14 protein-coding genes are annotated in these 16,617 nt (G+C 70.8%); 6 read left to right on the forward strand and 8 right to left on the reverse strand.

What is annotated here, in order from left to right:
- Positions 1-21: 21 nt before the first annotated feature.
- Both IE263_RS22115 and IE263_RS22120 read right to left on the reverse strand, forming a co-directional pair.
- Positions 22-1,410 (reverse strand): M16 family metallopeptidase, encoded by a 1,389-nt coding sequence (locus tag IE263_RS22115; RefSeq protein ID WP_189939293.1) that lies wholly within the window; start codon positions 1,408-1,410, stop codon positions 22-24.
- Positions 1,407-2,780 (reverse strand): M16 family metallopeptidase, encoded by a 1,374-nt coding sequence (locus IE263_RS22120; RefSeq protein WP_229911107.1) that lies wholly within the window; start codon positions 2,778-2,780, stop codon positions 1,407-1,409. The genes IE263_RS22115 and IE263_RS22120 overlap by 4 nt, the downstream gene beginning before the upstream one ends.
- Before the next feature lie 327 nt (positions 2,781-3,107).
- Between IE263_RS22120 and IE263_RS22125 the strand changes: the two genes are divergently transcribed.
- Positions 3,108-5,564: a DNA gyrase/topoisomerase IV subunit A gene (locus IE263_RS22125; RefSeq protein WP_189939297.1), complete on the forward strand. Its 2,457-nt coding sequence runs from the start codon at positions 3,108-3,110 to the stop codon at positions 5,562-5,564.
- Here the strand turns inward: IE263_RS22125 and IE263_RS22130 are convergent.
- Complete coding sequence (locus IE263_RS22130; protein WP_189939299.1) at positions 5,561-6,634, reverse strand: CobW family GTP-binding protein; 1,074 nt, start codon at positions 6,632-6,634, stop codon at positions 5,561-5,563. The two genes, IE263_RS22125 and IE263_RS22130, sit on opposite strands and share 4 nt — an antisense overlap.
- Positions 6,635-6,954: 320 nt before the next feature.
- On the opposite strand from IE263_RS22130, the gene IE263_RS22135 reads away from it, so the two are divergent.
- The 5 genes from IE263_RS22135 to IE263_RS22155 all read left to right on the forward strand — a co-directional run bounded on the left by IE263_RS22135 (position 6,955) and on the right by IE263_RS22155 (position 11,677).
- Positions 6,955-7,506 (forward strand): DUF6082 family protein, encoded by a 552-nt coding sequence (locus IE263_RS22135; RefSeq protein WP_189939302.1) that lies wholly within the window; start codon positions 6,955-6,957, stop codon positions 7,504-7,506.
- A 149-nt stretch (positions 7,507-7,655) separates the two neighbouring features.
- Positions 7,656-7,892, forward strand: coding sequence for a hypothetical protein (locus IE263_RS22140; protein ID WP_189939304.1), 237 nt, complete (start codon positions 7,656-7,658; stop codon positions 7,890-7,892).
- Positions 7,893-8,266: 374 nt separating this feature from the next.
- The gene (locus tag IE263_RS22145; RefSeq protein ID WP_189939306.1) at positions 8,267-9,205 is read left to right on the forward strand and encodes a ferredoxin family protein; all 939 of its coding nucleotides are present in this window, start codon (positions 8,267-8,269) and stop codon (positions 9,203-9,205) included.
- Between the two features lie 124 nt (positions 9,206-9,329).
- Positions 9,330-11,000, forward strand: coding sequence for an ATP-binding protein (locus tag IE263_RS22150; RefSeq protein ID WP_189939308.1), 1,671 nt, complete (start codon positions 9,330-9,332; stop codon positions 10,998-11,000).
- On the forward strand, positions 10,997-11,677 hold the full coding sequence (locus IE263_RS22155) for a response regulator (protein ID WP_189939309.1): 681 nt from the start codon (positions 10,997-10,999) through the stop codon (positions 11,675-11,677). The genes IE263_RS22150 and IE263_RS22155 overlap by 4 nt, the downstream gene beginning before the upstream one ends.
- A gap of 125 nt (positions 11,678-11,802) precedes the next feature.
- On the opposite strand, the gene IE263_RS22160 is transcribed toward IE263_RS22155, so the two are convergent.
- The 5 genes from IE263_RS22160 to IE263_RS22180 form a co-directional block, all read right to left on the reverse strand.
- Positions 11,803-13,395 carry a monocarboxylic acid transporter gene (locus IE263_RS22160; protein ID WP_189939311.1) on the reverse strand — a complete coding sequence of 531 codons (1,593 nt, stop codon included), beginning with the start codon at positions 13,393-13,395 and terminating at the stop codon, positions 11,803-11,805.
- Entirely contained in the window at positions 13,392-13,958 is a 567-nt protein-coding gene (locus IE263_RS22165; protein WP_189939560.1) for a DUF485 domain-containing protein, read from the reverse strand. The genes IE263_RS22160 and IE263_RS22165 overlap by 4 nt, the downstream gene beginning before the upstream one ends.
- A gap of 88 nt (positions 13,959-14,046) precedes the next feature.
- A complete protein-coding gene (locus tag IE263_RS22170; protein WP_189939313.1) occupies positions 14,047-14,730 on the reverse strand; it encodes a response regulator transcription factor in 684 nt (227 codons plus the stop codon).
- Positions 14,727-15,878 carry a sensor histidine kinase gene (locus tag IE263_RS22175; RefSeq protein WP_189939314.1) on the reverse strand — a complete coding sequence of 384 codons (1,152 nt, stop codon included), beginning with the start codon at positions 15,876-15,878 and terminating at the stop codon, positions 14,727-14,729. Before IE263_RS22175 ends, IE263_RS22170 begins: the two co-directional genes overlap by 4 nt.
- Positions 15,875-16,399, reverse strand: a complete 525-nt coding sequence (locus IE263_RS22180; RefSeq protein ID WP_189939316.1) for a DUF1453 family protein — start codon at positions 16,397-16,399, stop codon at positions 15,875-15,877. Before IE263_RS22180 ends, IE263_RS22175 begins: the two co-directional genes overlap by 4 nt.
- Between the last annotated feature and the right edge of the window lie 218 nt (positions 16,400-16,617).

Consider the following 16,617-nt stretch of genomic DNA (forward strand, 5'->3'; position numbering starts at 1 on the left):
GCGCGTGTGCCGTCGCGGTGCCTACTCCGCGGAGACGACCTTCACCTCGCCGATACCGAGGGCCTCGACCGGCTCCTTGATCTGGGCGGCGTCACCGACGAGGACGGTCACCAGGCGGTCCACCGGGAAGGCGCTCACGACCGCCGCGGTGGCCTCCACGGTGCCGGTCGCGGCGAGCTGCTGGTACAGCGCCGCCTGGTAGTCGTCGGGCAGGTGCTGCTCGACCTGGTCGGCCAGGGTGCCGGCGACGGCCGCGGCGGTCTCGTACTTCAGCGGTGCCACCCCGACGAGGTTCTGCACGGCGACGTCGCGCTCGGCGTCGGTCAGGCCCCCCTCGGCGAGGGTGCGCAGCACCTGCCAGAGATCCGCCAGCGCGGGACCGGTGTTCGGGGTGTCGACGGAGCCGCTGATGGCGAGCATCGCGGCGCCCGTGCCGTCCGGCGCGGACCGCAGGACCTGCCCGAAGGCGCGCACGCCGTAGGTGTAGCCCTTCTCCTCGCGCAGGACGCGGTCCAGGCGGGAGGTGAGGGTGCCGCCGAGGCAGTACGTGCCGAGCACCTGGGCGGGCCACACGCGCGCGTGCCGGTCGGCTCCGACGCGGCCGATCAGCAGCTGCGTCTGGACGGCGCCGGGGCGGTCCACGATGACGACCCGGCCGGTGTCGTCGGCGGTCACCGGCGGCACGGGCCGCGGCTGGGCCGAGGAGCCCGTCCAGGCGCCCAGGGTGTCACCGAGGAGCGCGTCCAGGTCGACGCCGGTGAGGTCGCCGACGACCACGGCGGTGGCCGTGGCGGGGCGGACGTGCTTCTCGTAGAAGGCGCGGACGGCCGCCGAGTCGATGTTCTCGACGGTCTCCGCGGTGCCCTGGCGCGGGCGCGACATGCGCACGTCGGCGGGGAACAGCTCCTTGGAGAGTTCCTTGGCGGCACGCCGGGAGGGGTTGGCCAGCTCGTGCGGGATCTCGTCCAGACGGTTGCGGACGAGTCGCTCGACCTCGCTGTCGGCGAACGCGGGCGCCCTGAGGGCGTCGGCGATCAGGCCGAGGGCCTTGGCCAGGCGGGAGGCCGGGACCTCCAGGCTGAGGCGGACACCGGGGTGGTCGGCGTGTGCGTCGAGGGTGGCGCCGCAGCGCTCCAGCTCGGCGGCGAACTCCTCGGCGGAGTGCTTGTCGGTGCCCTCGGAGAAGGCCCGCGCCATGATCGTGGCGACACCGTCGAGGCCGGCCGGCTCGGCGTCCAGGGGCGCGTCGAGGAGGACCTCGACGGCGACGACCTGCTGGCCGGGACGGTGGCAGTGCAGGACGGTCAGGCCGTTGTCGAGCGTCCCGCGCGCGGGGGCCGGGAACGCCCAGGGCCGGGCCTCGCCCGCCTGGGGCTGGGGGTGGAAGTCCATCGTGGCGAGCTCGGTCACTTGGCCGCCTCCTCGTTCTCGTCCTCGTCGGCGGTGATCTCGGTGCTTTCGGTGTCCTCGGTGCTTTCGGCGCCCTCAACGGGCTCGTAGACCAGCACGGCCCGGTTGTCGGGCCGCAGCCGGGCCTGGGCGACCTCCCGCACCTCCTCCGCCGTGACGTCCAGCACACGCTGGACGGCGGTCAGGGCGAGCTGCGGGTCGCCGAACAGCACGGCGTACCGGCACAGTTCGTCGGCACGGCCGGCGACCGTGCCGAGCCGGTCCAGCCACTCGCGCTCCAACTGGGCCTGGGCGCGCTCCATTTCCTCCGCCGTGGGGCCTTCCTCAGCGAACCGGGCGAGCTCCTCGTCGATGGCGGCCTCGATGACCGGCACCTCGACCTCGCCGGACGTCTTCACGTCCAGCCAGCCCAGGGAGGGCGCTCCGGCGAGCCGCAGCAGACCGAAGCCCGCCGCCACCGCCGTACGGTCGCGGCGGACGAGGCGGTTGTAGAGGCGGGAGGACTCGCCGCCGCCGAGGATGGTGAGCGCCAGGTCGACCGCGTCGCACGCGCGCGTGCCGTCCTCCGGCAGGCGGTAGGCGGCCATCAGGGCGCGGGCGGGGACCTCTTCCTCGACGATCTCGCGCAGCTGCTCGCCGATGATGTCGGGCAGGGCGCCGTCACGCGGATCGGGCTTGCCGTCGTGAGGGGGGATCGAACCGAAGTACTTCTCGATCCAGGCGAGCGTCTGCTCGGGGTCGATGTCGCCGACGACCGACAGGACGGCGTTGTTCGGCGCGTAGTACGTGCGGAAGAACGCGCGCGCGTCCTCCAGGGTCGCCGCGTCCAGGTCGGCCATCGAGCCGATCGGCGTGTGGTGGTAGGGGTGGCCGTCCGGGTAGGCGAGGGCGGTCAGCTTCTCGAAGGCCGTGCCGTAGGGGACGTTGTCGTAGCGCTGGCGGCGCTCGTTCTTGACGACGTCGCGCTGGTTCTCCATGGACTCGTCGTCCAGGGCGGCCAGCAGCGAGCCCATGCGGTCGGCCTCCAGCCAGAGGGCGAGCTCCAGCTGGTGGGCGGGCATGGTCTCGAAGTAGTTGGTGCGCTCGAAGCTGGTGGTGCCGTTGAGCGAGCCGCCCGCGCCCTGGACCAGCTCGAAGTGGCCGTTGCCCTTGACCTGGGCGGAGCCCTGGAACATCAAGTGCTCAAAAAGGTGAGCAAGCCCGGTACGACCCTTGACTTCGTGGCGCGAACCGACGTCGTACCAGAGGCACACCGCCGCCACGGGGGTCAGGTGGTCCTCGGAGAGCACCACGCGCAGGCCGTTGGCCAGGCGGTGCTCGGTCGCTGTCAGGCCCCCGGAGCCTGCCTGGGCTGTGGCCGTGTGACCCATGGGCATGTACGTCCCTTCCGATCGCGGACGCGGTCGTCGAAACCGCGGTTTTCCTGCCGGTCCTGCCACTGTATGCAAGCGCGCGGAGCGTCGGCGAAGTTCCCGGACGACGTACGCCGAGAGCGAGATCGCGTAGCCTGCGGGCAGCCGTGGAGGAGGCGCGCCTCCAGTCGGGGCCGGACGCCGACGCCCGGGTCCCGGCCCGGACTGTCAGTGCCACGGTCCACAATGGTCGGCATCAGATCCCGTCACACGCTTCAGCAAGAGTGAGCCGAAGGGCGAGCGCCCCCCAGGCGAGCGACCAGGAAACAGGAGGAGCCGGCAGCGATGGCCCGCCGCAGCACGAAGACCCCGCCGCCCGACGACTCGTACGAGGAGAAGATCCTCGACATCGACGTCGTCGACGAGATGCAGGGCTCCTTCCTCGAGTACGCGTACTCGGTCATCTACTCCCGCGCCCTGCCGGACGCCCGCGACGGCCTCAAGCCGGTGCACCGCCGCATCGTGTACCAGATGAACGAGATGGGCCTGCGCCCCGACCGCGGCTATGTGAAGTGCGCCCGCGTCGTCGGCGAGGTCATGGGCAAGCTGCACCCGCACGGCGACGCGTCGATCTACGACGCCCTGGTGCGCATGGCCCAGCCCTTCTCCATGCGTGTGCCGCTGGTCGACGGCCACGGCAACTTCGGCTCGCTGGGCAACGACGACCCGCCGGCCGCCATGCGGTACACGGAGTGCCGCCAGGCCGCGGCGACGAGCCTGATGACCGAGTCGATCGACGAGGACACGGTCGACTTCACGCCCAACTACGACGGCCAGGAGCAGGAGCCGGTGGCGCTGCCCGCCGCCTTCCCGAACCTCCTGGTCAACGGCTCCTCGGGCATCGCGGTCGGCATGGCCACCAACATGCCGCCGCACAACCTGGGCGAGGTCATCGCGGCCGCCCGCCACCTGATCCGCTACCCGAACGCGGATCTGGACGCCCTGATGCGGCACGTCCCGGGCCCCGACCTGCCCACCGGCGGCCGGATCGTCGGCCTCTCCGGGATCAGGGACGCCTACGAGACGGGCCGCGGCACCTTCAAGATCCGCGCCACGGTGTCGGTGGAGACCGTCACGGCCCGCCGCAAGGGCCTGGTCATCACCGAACTGCCCTTCGCGGTCGGCCCCGAGAAGGTCATCGCCAAGATCAAGGACCTGGTCGGCTCGAAGAAGATCCAGGGCATCGCGGACGTCAAGGACCTCACCGACCGTGAGCACGGCCTGCGCCTGGTCATCGAGATCAAGAACGGCTTCGTGCCGGAGGCCGTCCTGGAGCAGCTCTACAAGCTGACGCCGATGGAGGAGTCCTTCGGCATCAACAACGTGGCACTGGTGGACGGCCAGCCGCTCACGCTGGGCCTGAAGGAGCTCCTGGAGGTCTACCTCGACCACCGCTTCGAGGTCGTGCGGCGGCGCAGCGAGTTCCGCCGGAGCAAGCGGCGTGACCGTCTGCACCTGGTGGAGGGCCTGCTCACGGCGCTCGTCGACATCGACGAGGTCATCCGCCTGATCCGTTCCAGCGAGAACAGCGCGCAGGCCAAGGAGCGCCTGATGGAGCGCTTCTCCCTGTCGGAGGTCCAGACCCAGTACATCCTGGACACGCCGCTGCGCCGGCTGACCAAGTACGACCGTATCGAGCTGGAGGCGGAGAAGGAGAAGCTCAACGCCGAGATCGCCGAGCTGACCCGGATCCTGGAGTCGGACGCGGAGCTGCGCAAGCTGGTCTCGGCCGAACTGGCCGCGGTGGCCAAGAAGTTCGGGACCGAGCGGCGTACGGTCCTGCTGGAGTCGGCGGGCACCCCGGTCGCCGCCGTACCGCTCCAGGTCGCCGACGACCCCTGCCGTGTGCTGCTCTCCTCGACGGGCCTGCTGGCCCGTACGGCGAACGCCGAGCCGTTCGCGGAGGACGCGGACGGCAGGCGCACCAAGCACGACGTGATCGTCTCGGCGGTGCCGGCCACCGCGCGCGGGGAGATCGGCGCGGTCACCTCGGCAGGCCGGCTGCTGCGGATCAACGTCATCGACCTGCCGCAGCTCCCGGACACGGCGTCGGCGCCGAACCTGTCGGGCGGTGCCCCGCTGGCGGAGTTCGTCTCCCTGGAGGGTGACGAGACGGTGGTCTGCCTCACCACGCTCGACGAGTCCTCCCCGGGCCTGGCGCTCGGTACGGAGCAGGGCGTCGTGAAGCGCGTGGTGCCGGACTACCCGTCCAACAAGGAGGAGCTGGAGGTCATCACCCTCAAGGAGGGCGACCGGATCGTCGGCGCGGTCGAGCTGCGCACGGGCGAGGAGGACCTGGTCTTCATCACGGACGACGCCCAGCTGCTGCGCTACCAGGCCTCGCAGGTCCGCCCGCAGGGCCGTCCGGCGGGCGGCATGGCGGGCATCAAGCTCGCCGAGGGCGCGAAGGTGATCTCCTTCACGGCGGTGGACCCGGCGGCGGACGCGGTGGTCTTCACGGTCGCGGGCTCGCGCGGCACGCTGGACGACTCCGTCCAGACGACCGCCAAGCTCACACCGTTCGACCAGTACCCGCGCAAGGGCCGCGCCACCGGCGGTGTGCGCTGCCAGCGGTTCCTGAAGGGCGAGGACTGCCTGTCCCTGGCCTGGGCGGGCGCCACACCGGCGCGGGCCGCGCAGAAGAACGGCACCCCGGCCGAGCTGCCGGAGATGGACCCGCGCCGCGACGGCTCGGGCGTCTCGCTGGCGAAGACGGTGGCGGTGGTGGCGGGCCCGGTCTAGGCCTCCTCGAAGACCTCGTCGGCGCGGTCCTCGGGGTTCTGTACGTAGCGCAGGACGCCCCACATGCCGTGCTCGTCGGCGTGTGGGGCGTCGCTCTTGCATGCCTCCAGTTCCTTGCCGAGGGCGGCCGCGTCGATACCGGAGCCGATCAGGACGAGCTGCGTGAGGCGCTCCCCGGCGGATCCCCAGGGCTCCGGGTAGAAGCGCAGGAAGCGGCCGACGGCGTGCACGGCGTACCGGTGGGCGGTGTCGTGCGGGCCGAAGTCGACGTACCCCTTGATCCGGTACAGGCCCTCGGGGCGGCTGTCGAGGAACAGCATCAACCGGCGCGGGTCGAGGGGGACTTCGGAGGCGAAGGAGAGGCTGTCGTAGGCGGCGTGCAGGTGACCGGCGTGGTCGTCGTGCTCGTCGTCGCCCTGGCGGTGCAGGTCGTCGAAGGAGAGCTGCCCGACGCGCTCCTCACCGGGGCGGCAGTCGAAGAGGAACTCGGGGTCGATGCGGCCGTAGGTGGCGGGGACGACGGCGGCCCGGTCGGTGAGGGAGCGGACGAGTCCCAGGACGCGGTCGGCGTCGGGCGTGCGGTCCAGCTTGTTCACGACGACGAGATCGGCGAGGGCGAGGTGCCGGTCGATCTCGGGATGCCTGGCGCGGGTCTCGTCGAACTCGGCAGCGTCGACGAGCTCGACGAGTCCGCCGTAGACGATCCCCGGGTGTTCGCTGGCCAGGACCATCCGAACGAGTTCCTGGGGCTCGGCGAGCCCGCTGGCCTCGATGACGATGACGTCGATGCCGGCGGAGGGGCGGGCGAGGCGTTCGAGGTAGACGTCGAGTTCACTGGCGTCGACGGCGCAGCACAGACAGCCGTTGCCGAGGGAGACGGTGGAGTCGCCGAGCGCGCCGGCCACGGCCAGGGCGTCGATCTCTATGGCACCGAAGTCGTTCACGATCGCGCCGATCCGGCTGCCTCCGCTGCGGTGCAGGAGGTGGTTGAGCAGAGTCGTCTTGCCGGAGCCGAGGAACCCGGCGAGAACGACGACCGGAATCTGCTGCGGAGTACGGCTCTGCGTCAATGTGCGACCTCTCTGGCACCTACGCGTGCACCGGCTCACGGGCCCGGCGCACGGTCGAGGACTGAATGCCGACCCAGGATACGAGCGGGAAGAATCACCGCGAAGTGAACGATTGTTAGCAGCACTTGCGGGGCAGACGTTCGTCAAGGCGCCGTGGCGTGCGACCCTCACTTCCCTCCGTGCGCCTCTCCTCCGCCTCCCCGCCGATCAGAGCCGCTCGGCACTCTGGGAGACGGCAAGCGCCACCCACCGCTCGCCGGTCCCCGTCAGTCCACCCGCATCCGACGACCGGCTGACGGTCGCCTGATTCGGGGGTTGACATGGCCACACAGAGGAACAAGGCGGGGAGGCTGGGGTCTGTCGCAGCCGGCCTGCTGCTCGCCACAGCCGCCGCGACGCTGGCCGCGTGTCAACGGCGTCGGGAAGAGGCGCGTCTGCAAGAGAGGCGGCTCGAACTCGAGGAGTTGGCGGTCCGGCGCAAGGCTCTGGCGCACCAACAGCGCATGCACTGGGAACTACTGTCCAGGGCCATCGACGATCCGTCCCTCGCCGTCGTGATCGACACCTATGACAAGAGCATCCCCGCGGAAAAGCGCCGCCAGTTCTTCTACGCCAACGCCTGGTACACCCACCTCTACCACCTTTACCAAGCGGGCATCCTGGACCGGGAGGGGCTGTACACGTATCTGCGTGAGTTCTTTCAGAGCCCCCTCTTCCGTGAGTACTGGGAGGCGTCGAAGAGCCAACGCGCGACTCTCAACCAGTCCTCCGACGAAGCCAGGATCGGCCATATGGTGGACGGCCTCGTCCACGACCTCGATGAAGCCGATACGGACGAGTGGTGGGTCGTGGGCAACCCGCCGTCCGAGTGACGCTCGTCCCGCGACGCCACACCGGTCAACTCTTCTCGCCGACGACACGCCTGCATGACTTTTGCCCATGTGGACGCGAACACACCACCGGCCACAGTACGGTTTTGCCCTCCACTGTGCCCGAACTTGTGTAAGGACTGGTACCCCCCTTGAAGATCGTGCGCCGCATCGGTGTGCCTCCGAGTGCCAGAGGCAGTAACTCAGGAGCCAACTGCCCGGACGTGTTCGAACTCAGCGACGGCAACTTCGCCGTCATCGGCACGGAGGCCACCGAGGCGCTGGACGGTGAACTACCCGCGGACGCTTCACGAGCCGACTACGAACGCATTGTCATCGTGAGCAGAGAAACCCTGATCCGCGCCAAGGCGGACATCCCCGACGCCTGACCCACCGCACGAGCACGCGTCCACCCGCAGACCCGTCCCGTCACACACCCCGGCCGCACACAACCGTCGAGCAAGCCGGGCGTTCACCGGCGAGCAGCCCGGCACCCCGTCACTGCTCGATCACCACCGAATGAGGCCTGGCGCCAGAACGGCACCAGGCCACACGCGTTCTCCGACCGAGTGGATTTCCGCGCGGGCCGGATGCCCGGCCGGCCCATACTGGAGCAAGGCTCCGCAGCCGCCCTGACCAGGCCACACGCGACAGCCGACAGCCACCCGCGGGCTCCCGAGCGGCACGCGCGCGCGTGCGGCCCGAGAAGGGCACACGACCCTCCGGAAGCCGCACCGACCGAAGTCAGGTTAGGCTCACCTCTGTGAGTACGTGCACGGCCGTCTCGCAGGACCTTGACGAGCCCATGTCCGCAACCGCGCCCACGGCGAGGACCTGGCTTCTGCTGGAACAGCCCGGCCCCTGGGGCGCCAAGGCCCTCGTTTCGAGCCACCTCGACCCAGCCCTGGGCCGCGCCCTGGAGGCCGCCTCGCAGGGCACGGGCGTACGCGTCGCGCTCATCCGGCGCCCGGGACGCCACGCGGACTTCGGTACGCCGCGCCTGCGCCGCGTGTACGCGGCCCACACCGTTCCCGGACAGGTGTGGCTGCACAGCGCCACGACCACCGACCCGAGCTGGCTGCTGGACCTCGACTTCGCCGCGCTCGGCCGGGGCGACTCGCACAGCTTCGACACCGCGCTCCAGGGCCGACCGCACACCGGCGACCCGCTCGCTCTCGTCTGCACGAACGGCAAGCGCGACCGCTGCTGCGCGCTGCTGGGCCGCCCCCTCGCCGCCGAGCTCACCGCCTCCGGTGTGGACGGCGTCTGGGAGGTCACCCATCTGGGAGGTCACCGCTTCTCCCCCACCGTGCTCGTCCTGCCGCACGGCTACGCGTACGGCCGCGCCGAGGCGCACACCGTCAAGGAGGTGCTGCACGGCGTCCAGGAGGGCCGGATCGCCATGGAGGGGTGCCGTGGACGATCGGCCTGGGATCGCCCCGGCCAGGCGGCGGAGCTGGCCGTGCGCGCCGCGATCGGCGAGTACGCGGCGGAGGCTCTCGGCGTCGTCCGTACACACGGCGAGGCGCCGCACTGGGAGGTGACCGTCGCGCACGCCGACGGGCGTCACTGGATGGTCGTCGTGGCCGCGAGTGCGTCCCTGCCGCCCCGCCCGGAGAGCTGTGGGGCGTCGGTCCTGGGTTCACCCGCGCGGATGGACGTGGTGGCGGTGCGCGAACTGACGACGGCACTGGCGAGCTGAGATGGTGCATCCGGGCTGACGTCCTCCTGAGGAGACGGCCGAACCGTTTCCTCCCGAGCCGGTCGGGAGATCCCCGCCACACACCCCTACGGCTGGGCGGGCCCGTCCACGTACCGTCATGGGTATGAGCCCCACTCCCCCCGTCCGCCGCCTGCGCCTCGGAATGCCCCGGCGCGTGTTCTCGCAGGTCCTGCTGATGCAGTTGGCCATCGCCGCGGGAGTCGTGGTGCTCGCGACGGGGCTGTTCCTCGCCCCTCTCAGCCATCAGCTGGACGACCAGGCGATGCGCCGCGCCCTCGCCATCGCGCAGACCACGGCGGCGATGCCGCAGATCGCCGAGGACCTGCAGCACACGCAGCCGTCGGTCGGGGGGCCGGTGCAGCGGGAGGCGGAGCGGATCCGCAAGGCCAGCGGCGCCGAGTACGTCGTGGTGATGGACCTGCACGGCACGCGCTGGTCGCACACCGATCCCGAGGAGGTCGGCGGGCACGTCTCGACGGATCCCAGCCAGGCCCTGGCCGGCCGGGAGGTCATGGAGATCGACAGCGGCACCCTGGGCCGCTCGGCCCGCGGCAAGGTGCCCCTGCACGACAGCGACGGCAGAATCATCGGGGCGGTCTCGGTCGGCATCGAGTACGACAGCGTGCGCGCCCGGCTGATCCACGCGATCCCCGGGCTGTTCGCCTACGCCGGAGGCGCGCTCGCCGTGGGGGCGCTGGCCGCCTGGCTGATCTCCCGACGGGTCCAGCGGCAGACCCGTGACCTGGCCTTCTCCGACATCTCGGCGCTGCTGGCGGAGCGCGAGGCGATGCTGCACGGCATCCGGGAAGGCGTGGTCGCCCTGGACCGCGCCGGGCGCATCCGCCTGCTCAACGACGAGGCACAGCGCCTCCTGGGCATCGGGGACGAGGCGGTGGGCCGCTCGCCCGACGAGGCGCTCGGCGAGGGCCGTACGGCCGATGTCCTGGCCGGCCGGGTGACCGGCACGGACCTCCTCACCGTCCGCGGGCAGCGTGTGCTGGTCGCGAACCGCATGCCCACCGACGACGGCGGCGCCGTGTCCACCCTGCGCGACCGCACCGAGCTGGAACAGCTCGGCCGCGAACTCGACTCGACACGCGGCCTGATCGACGCGCTGCGCGCCCAGGACCACGAGCACGCCAACCGCATGCACACCCTGCTCGGGCTGCTCGAACTGGAGATGTACGACGACGCCGTGGACTTCGTGGGCGAGGTGGTCGGCGACCACCGGGCAACGTCCGAACAGGTGACCGAGAAGATCGAGGATCCGCTGCTCGCCGCCCTCCTGGTCGGCAAGGCCACCGTCGCAGCCGAGCGCGGTGTCGCCCTGGGGGTCTCCGACCGCACCCGGCTCCCCGACCGGCTGGTCGACCCCCGCGGGCTGGTCACGATCGTCGGCAACCTGGTGGACAACGCACTCGACGCCGTCGCGGGCACGCCGCACGCGCGCGTGGAGATCGAACTGCGCACCGAGGGACGCACCGTCGTTCTGCGGGTACGCGACACGGGACCCGGGATCCCGGCGGAACATCGCGAGTCGGTCTTCACCGAGGGCTGGTCCACGAAGAAGCCGCCGGCCCACGGCAAGCGCGGCATCGGGCTCTCGCTGGTACGCCGGCTCGCCGAGCGGCAGGGCGGAAGCGCGTCGGTCGACGCAGCCCACGGCGGCGGCGCCGAGTTCACCGTCGTCCTGCCCGAGGCGCTGGCCCAGCCCGACCTGGAACCCGCCCTGACCGCACCCGCGAAGAGCACTGTCGAGAAGGAGTCGCGATGATCGAGGTCCTGGTCGTGGACGACGACACCAGGGTCGCCCAGGTCAACGCCGCCTACGTCGAGAAGGTGCCGGGCTTCCATGTCGCCGGCGAGGCGCACAGCGCCGCCGAGGCGCTGCGTCAGCTGGAGCTGCTGCCCCACCTGGACCTCGTTCTGCTGGACCACTACCTGCCCGACGAGACGGGTCTGGAGGTCGTCCAGGAGATGCGCCGGCGCGGTCACCAGACAGACGTGATCATGGTGACGGCCGCACGGGACGTCTCGACCGTGCAGGCGGCGATGCGGCAGGGGGCCCTGCAGTACCTGGTCAAGCCGTTCGCCTTCGCGGGCCTGCGCGCCAAGCTGGAGGCGTACGCGGAGCTGCGCCGCACGCTCGACGGCGGCGGTGAGGCCGAACAGGCCGACGTCGACCGCATCTTCGGTGCGCTGTCCGCCCCGTCGGAGCCGGGGCTGCCCAAAGGGCACTCCCCCACCACCGCCGAACTCGTACGCCAGTCCCTGATGAACGCCCAAGGGCCCCTGTCGGCCCAGGAGATCGCCGACCGGACCGGGGTGAGCCGCCAGACCGCCCAGCGCTACCTCAAGCTCCTGGAACGCACGGGCAGGGCCCGCCTGACCCTGAAGTACGGTGACGCGGGCCGCCCGGAACACCGTTACGTGTGGGCGACCCGCGCCTGAGGAAACGGCCCCAGGGCGGGGAAGACCGTGTCCCTCCTTGAATACGTACGCCGCCCCAAGGGCTTCTCGGCCATCGGCCGGGTTCCGAACCACCTGTCGCCGGCGCCGGCCCGCCTGAACCGCCCCTAGGCAGCACCCGCCCCCGTCAGCGACCGCACCTCGGTCTCCGCGTGCTTGGCCTCGTCGGCGACCTCGGTCGAGGTGACCGTGCCGAGCCAGCCCGCGAGGAAGCCCAGCGGGATCGAGACCAGGCCGGGGTTCTGCAACGGGAAGAACTGGAAGTCGACGTCCGGGAAGAGCGACTGGGGACTGCCCGACACCACCGGCGACAGCAGGACGAGCACCAGGGCCGGCACCAGCCCGCCGTACACCGCCCACACGGCGCCCCGTGTGGTGAAGCCCCGCCAGAACAGCGAGTACAGCAGGACGGGCAGATTCGCGGACGCGGCGACGGCGAAGGCGAGGCCCACGAGGAAGGCGACGTTGAGATCGCGGGCCAGCAGGCCCAGCCCGATGGCGATCGCGCCGATTCCGACAGCGGCGATCCGCGCCACCGCCACTTCGCTGCGCGCTGCGGCGTGCTTGCGCCGCAGGGAGGCGTACAGATCGTGGGCCACCGACGCCGAGGAGGCGAGAGTGATCCCGGCGACCACCGCGAGGATCGTGGCGAACGCGACGGCTGCCACGATCGCGAACAGAACCGTTCCTCCCGTGGAATCGGCCCCGCCGCCCAGGTCGAGCGCCAGCAGGGGAACCGCCGTGTTCCCGGCCGCGTTCGACCTGCGTACGGCGTCCGAACCGACGATCGCCGCCGCGCCGAAGCCGAGGACGATCGTCATCAGGTAGAAGCCGCCGATGAGCCCGATCGACCAGACGACGGAACGCCGCGCGGCCCGCGCGGTCGGCACGGTGTAGAAGCGGGACAGGATGTGCGGCAGCCCCGCCGTGCCCAGCACCAGCGCGAGCCCCAGGCTCATGAAGTCGCAGCGCGCCGTCCAGTCCCCGCCGTACTTCAGCCCGGGCGCCAGAAACGCGGCTCCGTGCCCGCTGCGCTCCGCCGCCGTGAGCAGCAGCCGGTCGACGTCACCGTGGAAGCGCACCAGGACGAGCACGGTGAGCGTGACCGTGCCACCGAGCAGCAGCACCGCCTTGACGATCTGAATCCACGTGGTGGCTCGCATCCCTCCCCACGACACATAGATCACCATGAGCGCACCGACACCGATGACCGTCCACGCCTGGGCCGCCTCGCCGGTCTTGCCGAGGAGCAGTGCGACCAGGCTGCCCGCACCGACCATCTGCGCCACCAGATAGAGAACGGACACGGTGACCGAGGAGGTTCCCGCCGCGATCCGCACCGGCCGCTCGGTCATCCGCGCCGCCACCACGTCGGCCAGCGTGAACCGCCCGCAGTTGCGCACCAGTTCGGCGACGAGGAACAGCACCACCAGCCAGGCCACGAGGAAACCCACCGAGTACAGCAACCCGTCATAGCCGAAGAGCGCGATGAGCCCGGAGATACCGAGGAAGGAGGCAGCCGACATGTAGTCGCCCGCGATGGCGAAACCGTTCTCCATCGGCGTGAACAGCCGACCGCCCGCGTAGAACTCCTCCGCCGAACCCCGCCGCTCACGGCTCACCCATGTCGTGATCCCCAGGGTCACGGCGACGAAGGCACTGAACAGCAGCAACGCCAGCGTCTGATGGTTGCCGGTCACCAGGCACCACCGCCGCCTCGCGCCTCGCGCGTCAGCTCCTGGGTGTCCCAACGCACTTCGAGCGCCGCACGGTCCCTGCGCAGCCGCGCATGCCGAGCGTAGGCCCAGGTGAGCAGGAATGTGCTGAGGAACTGCCCGAGCCCCGCGAGCAGCGCCACGTTCACCGCACCCGCCACGGGCCGCGCCATGAAATCGGGCGCGGTCGTCGCGGTCACGACGTACCCCACGTACCAGAGGAAGAAGCCGACGGTCGCCGGGACCACAAACCGCCGGTACCGGCCGCGCACCTCCTGGAAGGCCGCACTGCGCTGCACCTCGAGGTAGACCTGGGCCGCCGCCACGGCCCCGTCCTCCCGCTCCCGACGCGCTGTCGGAACCTCGACCACGGGCGTACTCAGGCTGCCCGACTCGCCCCAGCCCGAGGCGAGCGCGTCATACCACGGATCCTCGTACCGCACGTCTCCGGACGCCCCCACGAACGCGGAAACGTGGCCTTGCCGTTGGTCATGCGAACTCTCGGAACCGTGCCCGCTGCCACGGGCACGGCCATTGCTTGGCTGCATGCCCAAGGATGGACAGAACGGGCAGATCCCTGACTCTTCTTCCCCGCGCTCTTCACCCCATCAGGTGACCAAGCATCCCGTCATCTCGTCATCCCGTCGGCGGCCGCACCACGCCCTTCCCGTACGCGTAACGCACCGCCTGGGCACGTCCCTTGATCCCCGTCTTGGCGAACAGGTTGTTGATGTGGGTCTTCACTGTCGCGGTGGACACATGCAGCTCTCGGGCGATCTCCTGGTTGCTGAGACCTTCGGCGATCAGGGCCAGTACCTCCGTTTCCCTCGTAGTCAGCCCGTCGGGTGGATCGACGGGTGCCGCCGGCTTCGGCTCGGGTGCCGACAGCCGCTCCAACAGTCGCCGCTGGACGCTCGGCGACAGCCCCGCGTCGCCGGTCAGGACGCTGTGCACGGCCCGCACGATCTCGTCCCCGTCCGCGTCCTTGGTCAGGTATCCCCGCGCCCCCGCTGTCAGCGCGGGAAACAGGGAGTCGTCGTCCGCGAACGTCGTGAGCACCACGACCTGTGTGCCAGGATGCTCCGCCCGGATGCGCCGAGTCGCCTCGACCCCGTCGCACCGGGGCATGCGCAGATCCATCAGGACCACGTCAGGGGCGAGTTCGGCGACCAGCTTCACCGCCTCGTCCCCGTCCCCGGCGGCGCCCACCACTTCGATCCCCGGCAACAACCCGAGGAGCATCACGATGCCTTCCCGGACGACGGTCTGGTCGTCCGCGACCACGACCCGGGCCGGCCTCCTCTCCGCCACCTCCGTCATACAGGCACCTTCAGCGTCACCACGAACCCTTCCTCGTCCGGCCCGGCCTCGAGCGAGCCGCCCAGCAGTTCGGCGCGCTCCCGCATGCCCAGCAGACCGTATCCGCTTCCCACCTCGGCGAGTTCACCCGGCGAACCCCCCGAATCCCGTACGTCCAGGGTCACTTCCTGTGGTCCGTACTCCAACTTCAGGTGCACCTTGGCCCCTGGCGCATGCTTGCGAGCATTCGTCAGGGCTTCCTGGGCGACCCTGCGCACGGCTTGCGACGCCTCGGCCGGCAGCGCTCTGCGTTCACCCCCGACGGTGACCTCGGCACTGTCCACCGTGCGAACGAGTTCGGTCAGGAAGTCCTCCAGGGGCGTCAGCTCGCCGCGCAGCGCAGAGAGCGCCTGCCGGGTCTCGTCGAGACCGTCGCGGGCCATGCCCCGTGCCGCCACCACGCGTTCGAGGATCTTGTCCCGGTCCGCGTCCTGCTCGATCAGCAGCCGCGCAGCTTCCAGGTGCACGAGCTGCGCCGACAGGCTGTGGGCGAGCACATCGTGGATCTCCCGGGTGATACGGGCCCGCTCCGCCAGAGCGGCCGACTCCGCCTCGGCCGCCCGCGCCGCTCTCTCCTGGGCGAGCAGCCGCTGGGCGTTCCCCCGGGCCTCGGCGTCCAGGCGCAGCGCGTACCCGGCGAGGGCCAGTCCGCCGGTGGTGGTGGCGGTGGTCAGCCATCCATCGCCGTTGACCGCAGCGAACGAGGCGAGTCCGACCGACGCCAGCGGCAGCGCGGCGGCCAGAGGCAGTCGCTCCAGCGCCGCGATGGCACAACCGCACCACAGGACGATGGCCGGTGACTCGAAGCCTCTGACATGGGCGGTGGCCGTGAGCCCCAGCAGCAGGACCATCAGCGTCAGGGACGGCCACAGTCGGTGCTCGAGTGTCATCCGGAGGAACGCCCAGACCAGCGCGCCCGCCAGGAGGACTCCGCCGACACCGGCGACCGTCCCCCAGCCATGGACTCGACTGTCATGGAAGGCGCTCCACAGCAGCACACCGAGCACCAGCAACCGCACGGCCCAGGCCAACAGGCGCCTCGGCCGCGGGATCCCCTCACGGCCGAGCGCCTCCCTGGAAGGCCAGCGCGTCCAGGCATTCTCCGTCACACGCGCTCCTTCCACGCGGACCGGGGCACGTGGTCACCGTATGCCGTGGTCTGCGCGGGCGTCCGGTTCAGGGACTGCACGCGCCACATCAGGATCCCGGAGCGGACCAGCAGGGTGGCCGCGAGTCCCAGCAACATGGCCGAGCTGTCCTGGTGGACGCCCAGCATCGCGCCGCACGCGTAGAGGCCGACACGCAAGCCGATGCCGGCGCCCCAGACAGCCACGCTCGCCTTGGTGCTCCTGCTCCAGACGGCACCGTCCGCCTCCGCCCATATGCGGGTGGTGCAGGCCCAGCCGGCTCCTGTGGCCAGACCGACGAGCAGTTCGGTGACCAGCAACAGAGCCGACGCGGTCTGGTGGTGAGCATCGAGAAGGTCGGGCTCGCGCAGAGCTATGACGGCCAGGACCCCGGGCAGAATCCACCAGCGCCGATCGGTGTCGACACGGCTTGCGCGGAACTGCCGCACGATCACCAGGGCGGCCACGGCCACGATCAGCAATGCGTTGACAAGCCCGGACATCACAGCCTCCGTGCGCGGGAAGGAGCCGCCGGCAGCGAGTGCCGCCGACGCCTTCGACGCTACGGAAACGCGCAGGCCCGCAGATCGGAGCGGGGGTGGATCATGGGTGGATCCACGAAGGCTCGGTTCTCCACCCACGGGTGGAGCCGCGTTGGAACGCCGCTGGTCAGCACCGCCGACACGGCACGTCACGGAAGAGCACCAAGTCGGCAAGCACC

Source organism: Streptomyces aurantiogriseus, assembly GCF_014649375.1.
Taxonomy (GTDB): Bacteria; Actinomycetota; Actinomycetes; order Streptomycetales; family Streptomycetaceae; genus Streptomyces; species Streptomyces aurantiogriseus.

What these genes read in the sequence shown, in the direction of transcription:
- IE263_RS22120 (WP_229911107.1), bottom strand. Translation starts at nt 2,780, where the DNA reads ATGGGTCACACGGCCACAGCCCAGGCAGGCTCCGGGGGCCTGACAGCG.
- IE263_RS22125 (WP_189939297.1), top strand. Translation starts at nt 3,108, where the DNA reads ATGGCCCGCCGCAGCACGAAGACCCCGCCGCCCGACGACTCGTACGAG.
- IE263_RS22135 (WP_189939302.1), top strand. Translation starts at nt 6,955, where the DNA reads ATGGCCACACAGAGGAACAAGGCGGGGAGGCTGGGGTCTGTCGCAGCC.
- IE263_RS22150 (WP_189939308.1), top strand. Translation starts at nt 9,330, where the DNA reads ATGAGCCCCACTCCCCCCGTCCGCCGCCTGCGCCTCGGAATGCCCCGG.
- IE263_RS22155 (WP_189939309.1), top strand. Translation starts at nt 10,997, where the DNA reads ATGATCGAGGTCCTGGTCGTGGACGACGACACCAGGGTCGCCCAGGTC.
- IE263_RS22165 (WP_189939560.1), bottom strand. Translation starts at nt 13,958, where the DNA reads ATGCAGCCAAGCAATGGCCGTGCCCGTGGCAGCGGGCACGGTTCCGAG.
- IE263_RS22170 (WP_189939313.1), bottom strand. Translation starts at nt 14,730, where the DNA reads ATGACGGAGGTGGCGGAGAGGAGGCCGGCCCGGGTCGTGGTCGCGGAC.
- IE263_RS22180 (WP_189939316.1), bottom strand. Translation starts at nt 16,399, where the DNA reads ATGTCCGGGCTTGTCAACGCATTGCTGATCGTGGCCGTGGCCGCCCTG.